General features: G+C 33.6%; 8 protein-coding genes and 1 pseudogene. 1 reads left to right on the top strand and 8 read right to left on the bottom strand.

The genetic code is table 11. The features are described from left to right. A pseudogene (locus tag MVY38_RS10720) lies at positions 1–281 on the top strand (bifunctional protein-serine/threonine kinase/phosphatase); the annotation flags it as partial. A 149-nt stretch (positions 282–430) separates the two neighbouring features. Here MVY38_RS10720 and MVY38_RS10715 read toward each other — a convergent pair. The 8 genes from MVY38_RS10715 to ccsA form a co-directional block, all read right to left on the bottom strand. Beyond that, positions 431–739 (bottom strand): sulfite:cytochrome C oxidoreductase subunit B, encoded by a 309-nt coding sequence (locus MVY38_RS10715; RefSeq protein WP_297486096.1) that lies wholly within the window; start codon positions 737–739, stop codon positions 431–433. Positions 740–750: 11 nt separating this feature from the next. Continuing rightward, the gene (locus MVY38_RS10710) at positions 751–1,950 is read right to left on the bottom strand and encodes a molybdopterin-dependent oxidoreductase (protein ID WP_297486095.1); all 1,200 of its coding nucleotides are present in this window, start codon (positions 1,948–1,950) and stop codon (positions 751–753) included. 139 nt (positions 1,951–2,089) lie between these two features. Next, positions 2,090–3,340 carry a hypothetical protein gene (locus MVY38_RS10705; RefSeq protein ID WP_297486093.1) on the bottom strand — a complete coding sequence of 417 codons (1,251 nt, stop codon included), beginning with the start codon at positions 3,338–3,340 and terminating at the stop codon, positions 2,090–2,092. Beyond that, a complete protein-coding gene (locus MVY38_RS10700; RefSeq protein WP_297486091.1) occupies positions 3,333–3,962 on the bottom strand; it encodes an HAD family hydrolase in 630 nt (209 codons plus the stop codon). The genes MVY38_RS10705 and MVY38_RS10700 overlap by 8 nt, the downstream gene beginning before the upstream one ends. Next, positions 3,959–4,912, bottom strand: coding sequence for a ferrochelatase (gene hemH / locus MVY38_RS10695; RefSeq protein ID WP_297486089.1), 954 nt, complete (start codon positions 4,910–4,912; stop codon positions 3,959–3,961). Before hemH ends, MVY38_RS10700 begins: the two co-directional genes overlap by 4 nt. Further along, on the bottom strand, positions 4,909–5,226 hold the full coding sequence (locus tag MVY38_RS10690) for a cupin domain-containing protein (RefSeq protein WP_297486084.1): 318 nt from the start codon (positions 5,224–5,226) through the stop codon (positions 4,909–4,911). The genes hemH and MVY38_RS10690 overlap by 4 nt, the downstream gene beginning before the upstream one ends. Continuing rightward, positions 5,219–5,926 carry a DUF2461 domain-containing protein gene (locus MVY38_RS10685; protein WP_297486080.1) on the bottom strand — a complete coding sequence of 236 codons (708 nt, stop codon included), beginning with the start codon at positions 5,924–5,926 and terminating at the stop codon, positions 5,219–5,221. The genes MVY38_RS10690 and MVY38_RS10685 overlap by 8 nt, the downstream gene beginning before the upstream one ends. 7 nt (positions 5,927–5,933) lie before the next feature. After that, positions 5,934–6,302: cytochrome c biogenesis protein CcsA (ccsA, locus tag MVY38_RS10680; protein ID WP_297486078.1), on the bottom strand; the 369-nt coding region annotated here is incomplete at its 5' end.

Genomic DNA, 6,302 nt, shown 5'->3' with positions numbered 1-6,302 from the left:
CAAATCCCTCTTTTAAAGAGGCCCAAAAACCAAGTAAATATAATGCAAATATTCCTAAATGGTTTGAGAGTATTATACTTCGTGCAATTTCGCGTAATGAAGACAAACGCTATGAGCATTATTCTGAAATGCTCTATGAACTCAATAATCCTAAAAAAGTTAAACCCTATTTTAATGAAGGTAGTTCGCTTATAGAGCGTGACCCTGCCCTTTTTTACCGTATAGGATTTACAGTCATGACTCTTTTAAATCTTCTTCTTATTGCTCTTCTTTTAAGATAGAAATGTTATTATCATAGAATAAAGGATACGAAATGAATAGTTCAGAAAGCGTAACAGACATTCTCATAAGAACAATCGTTATGGCAGTTGTTGTAGGAATATTTTTCTTTGTACTAAAGAGTGGTAAAAAAAAGAAATAAAGAAAAGAGCTATTGCTCTTTTCCGTTACCGTAATTTTCAAAAAGATAATTTTCAATAATTTTTGCATCTTTTTTATCAATAGGAGCTTTAAACTCTTCAATCATTTTATCAACTTTTCCACGCCAAAATTTTCTTGACTGTGGTCCTTGATTTATAATATATCCAAAAGAGTGACACATCAAACAATCTGCCTGAACCGTACTAAAACCTTTACCCATCTTAATTTCAAATGGTATATATGGAACTTCTACACTACTTTTAACCTGTGCAAAAAGTGCACTTATAGATAACGCTGTTAATAATATTATTTTTTTCATCATTTAAATCCTTATACTACTTCTACATTAACTACTTGAATACCATTGTATTTGTAACCACCACGGTTCCAGCCAATGTCTTTTGAAAAAGGTTGTTCTTCTCCAAGAGAGTTAACAGCTTTTGCCATAATATGTAATTTTCCATATTTTTTAGGTTTAAATCCAAATCTAAATGAACGGTATGCATATCTACCCAAGTCTTCTTTGAGTTGAGCTTCATCCCATGTTTTACCATCATCTAAAGAAATCATTACCTTGTGAATACCATAACCACCATCCCATGCGACACCACGCACAACGACTTCTGAATTATGGTAAATTTTTGCTCCATTTTCAGGGTATCCAATGACTGATTTAACATTCATAATAGTAATTGGCTTAGTTTTTTTCGCTAACTTTTCAGGTGTTTCACACTCACATTCGTTATCTGGAACTCTATACGCTTTATCCATAAAGAAAAGAGATTTATATTTATCTGTCACTGTAATGTTACTAAGCATTTTTACCCAGCTATCAGAGTAATACCCTGGTAATACTAAACGCAGCGGATAACCATTTAAATATGGTAAATCTTCACCATTCATCTCATATGCTACGATAACATGATCATCAAGTTCATCAAGTTCTAACTCTCTAACGAAGTTCGGAGTTTTATAGTAAGCTGCTTTTTCACGACCGTTAAAGCCTATCCATTTTGCACCTTCAATAAGCCCTGCTTTGTCCAAAATATCTTTAAGCCTTACACCTTTCCATCTTGCACAACCCATAGCACCACTGCCCCACTGGATACCACCAGGAATAGGAGTGAATGCGGAACGGCTATTCCCACCACATTGAACAACTGCATTTACTTCAACCTGTTCAAAATCATTTTTTAAATCTTTTAGAGAAATTTTAAGCTCTCTTTGAACCATACCGTTAATATGAATAGTATAAGTATCCGGATCTATATGTGTTGGAATATCTGGAAGATGCCATCTAACAAAAAATTGATCATTTGGTGTAAATTCTTCTGTAAATACAGAGAGTGGCGTTTCTAATAATGGCGGTCTATCTGAATATGTAATAAGTGGTCTTTTTTCAGGAAAAGCATACTTAGACACCTTTCTTGTTTCATTAGGTTGGTGTGTTTCACCTGCAGCTAAAGATGTAGAGCTAAGCACCGCTGCTGAAGCAGCAATTGAAGTTTTAAAAAAATCTCTTCTCTTCATAAATTGTCCTTAAAAGTTATTTAAGTTACGATTTTATCACTTTATATTTAATTAGAGGTTAAAATTCTCAATATATTTTATATCATAATATAAAATAATATTATATATAAGAATCAAATATAAATACTTATACTTATATTTATTCTTGATCTATATCTGAATAACCTTTTTGTATCTGTGCTTTTTTTGCCAATAAATTTGCTTTTTTTGTGATATCTTCACCAACTATATGGTAGTGCTGATGAAGGTTTTCAAGAGATGTATCTATCTTCGTACAAAGTTCTTTAGAAAGTGTATCAAATTTATTGCCCATTGCGTTTAGCTCTTCTTTAGAGTTCATTTGCAACTCTTTCGTAAGAAGATTCAACTGCGCTTGAGACTTCACATAGTCTGATTTAATACGCTCTATCTCATCAATTAATATTTTAAACTCTTCAAATACATCACTCATTCCATTATTTGTATCTGCGAGTTTGTCCATCTTTTTTGAGGAGAGTATCATCTGTTTCATTATCAGTTCACTTTGTGTACGAATATTTGAGAGGGTACTTTCACTTTCATGTAAAGAGGTAGCAACTACACCTGTATTTGATTTTAAAAGAAGTAGCTCTTTTTCAAAATCTTTCATAACCTGAGATAACTCTTCAGTAGTAGAGGTCACTATTTGGTCTGAAACATTTGTAGCAAGTGCAGTAATATTATCTAATTTCATCTGTAATTCTCGTATATCATCTGATATACCAAATCTACTTTCAACTGCTTTTTTTAGGAGTTCTTGGAGTTTATTGTAGTGGTCTTTTTCAGAAATTCGTAAAATATCTATATGTTTATGTACTACATCATCCAGTTTTGGAAGCTGTTCTTCACTAAAGAAAGTAAATGAATTCTTGACATCATCATGCCACGCCTCCACTTGTAAGAACTTCTCTAAAAACTTCTCTTGATTGACCTCAATGGTGCTAAGTGTTTGAATGTCCTCTATAAACTTCTCTCGAATTTCACTCTGCGTTTGCACTGTCTCACTCTGTGCTGCATTCATTCTTTTTTCAAGCTCTAAAATGAAATTTTTAAGCTGGGCAATTTCTTGAACCAATACAGAGCTAAATTCATCTTGTGTTCTTGATTGTAAAGAGAGCTGCGTTTGATGTAGAATATTCATAATAATATATAAAATTACTGCTACAAGTAGCGGAAAAAGTGATTCTCTACTAAGTAGCAATAAGTCATTACTATGCGGATGAATCATAAAGTGAATAATTGAGCTAAGTGTTCCAATGCCAAGCATTAGTGGGGCATAATCTATTTTATTTGGCTGTTTTAAAATAGCAATTTGTCTTAAAAACAGAAGCGCCATCACGCCAAACGCAATGAGTAAATCAGTGTCAAACATTTTGCAATACCTCTTTTGGATTTTTCACTACAGTAGGATGCTCTGCTGAAGCTGAAAAACCCCATGCCGCAAAAATCGATTTTATATGCGCATTTGAAGCACTTTGCATATCTTTTGAATTATCACCAATCATCCATGCACTGTCTTTCATAGCATTATAATCATAATGACCTAATATATAATTTAGCATAGCAGGATCAGGTTTTGAAGCCTGCACTCTATCTGCACCTACTATAAAATCAAAATATTTTGCAACACCTAAATGTGAAAGCATAGTTTTAGCAAAAACAGTCGGAGCATTGGTTGCAACAGAGAGGTAAACACCCTCTTTTTTTAGTTGCATTAAAAGTTCTAAAACACCTTTATAAAGATAAGGATTTTGAGTACATTGCTCTTTATAATGACGCTCAAAAAGTTCTCTATCTCTCGTCTCATATACTTTTGTATTATAAAAAAGTTCAGGAAGATTTCTTACTTCCATGTTAATTGCTTTTACTATAAATTCTTCACTTAATGGAGGTAAATTATGATTTTTCTCTCTTACATAATTGATGGAGATAGTTATATCTTTTTTGGAGTCAATCAAAGTACCATCCATATCAAATATAACTATTTTTTTCATGACTTCATCTTCTCATAAAGTTCAGTAAGCGTATCTACAAAAAGTTCACTATCGTTTGGACAAGAACAGACTCTATACTCTTTAAATCCCAACTCCTCAGCTATCTCTTTATACTCCACACCAAGCTCAAAATCAGTCTCTGAATTATCTATGGTAAACGCAATAGGGAAAATAATGACACCCTTGTTTCGTACAGTTTTAAGCTTATCTTCAAGCGATGGTGTCAGCCACTCCATACGCCCTACTTTTGACTGATATGCCAAATGCACATCATGAAATGCCATTCCCTGCTCTTGCATCATCTCTTTAAGTATCGCGACATGTCTATTTACATGTTTTTCATACACATCACCTGCATCTACTATTTTTTTCGGGAGTCCATGAGCTGAAAATATGATGTCAAAATCACGGTATTCATCATTTCCTACACTCTTTTTAATGCTTTCAATAATAGCTTTGTTGTAAGTGCTATTTTGAAAAAAGTGTTTTATTTCAACAAGTAGAGCAGTTCCACCACTCTTATGATACGCCTCTTCAAAATCTTCTAATGAAGATTTTGTAGTCGTTGTAGAATATTGCGGATAGAGAGGAATCAAATAGATTTTATCTATCTCTTCACTCTTTAATCTCTCTATAACTTCAGTAGCAAAAGGAGGTGTATAACGCATAGCAAAATCAACTACATACTTTTCGCCAAGCTTTTTTTGTAGTTTTTCTACAAGTTTTTTTGTATGCCCTACTATGGGTGATTTACCACCTAATTGTCTATAAATCTCTTGTGAAGATTCTGTGCGGTTAAAAACAATGAGTCCACCCACTAACTTACGAACAAGATTACTCTTCATTGTTAATATATTTTTATCAGCAAACATATTTTTCAAAAACATCTCAACTTCATGAAGATTATTTGGTCCTCCCATATTGAGAAGAATTATCGCCTCTTTTTTCACGCACTTTCCTCTTTTTTCATATAAACCCCAAGCCAAACAACGACTTTTTTTGTTTTTAACAAAGTATGTTTTGTATTTGCAGGGATGAAGATAGAATCCCCTGCTTTTAATTTGTGTACTATACCATCAATTTGTAGTTTTGCACAACCCTTTAAGACAACTACCCACTCATCTTTATCTTTTTGTAAAAATTCTTGTGGTGTTTTAAGGGTATTACTTACTATGCGTTTTATTACTACATTTTTTTTGCTTAAAAGTGTTGTAAAATTTTCATCATCAACTAAAGGCAACTCAAAATCAAAAAGATTAGCCATCTACCTTTACCCTTAAACTAACATCATACATAAACTGTTGCAGAGGCAGCATATCTTCATATATTTCAAAAAGAGTTGTAATGAGAGCTTCACCATCTTCTATAAGGTGTGGGTCTAAAATTTTATATGTTGCCATACCTTTATAAAGAGACAGGTCTGCGTTTGGCATATCTTTGTCAAAACCTTTGGGGTAGCGTTTGTAGCCTTTTTCAAGATGGGTGTAGTTTTTCCCCATCCCTTTGATTTTATGTAAAATATCTGCAAGTTCTTGTCGCTTTGCATCATCTTTTATAACCTCACGAAAAGCATCAAGCATAGGTTTTTCAAACCATCTCACACCGACTGCGACATAGAGTTCCTCTGGGGAGAAGTGCATATAAAAAGAGGAGCTTTGCATCCGTTTGCCAGATCCTTGCCAAAATATTACACCAATACGGTGTTTAATTGGCTCTTTATTTGCACCCATTCTACGGGTATCTCTGTAAATTCTATAGAGTGATTTATTTATTTTTGGTTCTGCGTTTATGGTGGGTTCAAGAGCTTGAAGATGTTCACCCATCTCTACGACAAAAGCGCGAGATGGATTGAGAATAAGATTTTCATACTCACTTTTATGAGCTTCAAACCATACTTTGTTGTTATTGTGACGGATAGAGTCTAAAAAAGGCAGAACCTTTGGTGAAAAACCACTAAACTCCATGTTTGTCCTATGCTAACTTTCTATTTCTAAAGGCAAGTATAATAATAACAAAGACAATTGCATAACTTATAGGTACAAAATCAGGAATAGGAACTGGATCACCTTTTGCGTATGAGTGCATACCTGCAAGGTAATAGTTCACTCCAAAATAGGTCATAAGTACAGATGTAAATGCCATTAAAGAGATTACACTGTAGTTAAAATCATTATAGATAGATTTTATAAATCTTAAATGCAACACAACAGCATAAACAATGATGGTTACAAGTGCCCAAGTCTCTTTTGGATCCCAACTCCAGTATCTACCCCAAGACTCATTTGCCCAAACACCACCAAGAAAGTTTCCAACTGTAAGCATTGCAAGACCTATCATAAG

Origin of the sequence: Sulfurimonas sp., assembly GCF_027056685.1 — a bacterium.
Taxonomy (GTDB): Bacteria; Campylobacterota; Campylobacteria; order Campylobacterales; family Sulfurimonadaceae; genus Sulfurimonas.
This window is presented reverse-complemented; position numbering and strand designations above follow the sequence as displayed.